At 45.5% G+C, this 808-nt stretch carries 1 protein-coding gene and 1 pseudogene; both read right to left on the bottom strand.

Translation table 11 applies throughout. The features are described from left to right. A partial coding sequence (locus AB4496_RS24550) for a TRAP transporter small permease subunit (protein WP_372132412.1) occupies window positions 1–260 on the bottom strand: 260 nt, incomplete at its 3' end. A gap of 65 nt (window positions 261–325) precedes the next feature. After that, window positions 326–808: pseudogene (locus AB4496_RS24555) on the bottom strand (C4-dicarboxylate ABC transporter substrate-binding protein); the annotation flags it as partial.

Genomic DNA, 808 nt, shown 5'->3' on the forward strand with positions numbered 1-808 from the left:
ACACGTACATGCTTATTCGCAGCAAACGCGTAGATACCACCAATAATGAATAAAGAACCACCGATGAAAGAAGCTGTTTCATGTACCCATGTGGTCGGGGCATCGAATGCGTAACGCATCACAACTTCATAAAATGAAATCAATACAGTAAAAATAAACAACCAGCTAACGAGATTACTGAACTTTATAACAAAACGATCAAGCGCATTTCTTGGTTGCTCGTCGTTTTCAGCTGGGGCGTGGGGGATTTTATCGGTCATGAGCCAAATTTCCTGGGAAAATACGGGAGAGCAGTGCCCTCCCCCGTCAGTAAACTAAGTTTGAATTACAGTAAGCCGTTTTCTTCTAGGAACACAGTCACTGAGGTGTAAACTTTTCCTGCGTTATCAGAACGCTCGGCAAATACCTTCCATTGGCCTTTCGCGATTTCACGGAACTTCTTACGCTCTTCTTGAGACCAGTCGTGGATAGTAATTTCAGGGTTCGCTTGAGCTTCTTTAAGCGCAGCTTGGTCAGCCATTTTCAGCTGAGTCGTCATGTCGTAAGAGAAGTCACGCACTGATGTTTGCAGCATTGTTTGTAGATCAGCTGGCATCTTGTCCCATTTCTTCTGAGAAATAGAGATATCGATAAGCGGCAATGAGTGGAAACCCGGTTGAACTGGGTGAGTAGCGATATCGTTCATGCCCGCTTTTTGGTTGGTAGAGAATACCGTGTAATCCGCGGCATCAATTACACCTTTGCTCAGGCCAGTAAATACTTCAGAACCCGGCAGGTTTACTGGAGTTGCCCCCGCGGCTGCAAATAC

The organism is Vibrio sp. 10N.222.46.A1 (assembly GCF_041473595.1).
GTDB lineage: Bacteria > Pseudomonadota > Gammaproteobacteria > Enterobacterales > Vibrionaceae > Vibrio > Vibrio tasmaniensis_A.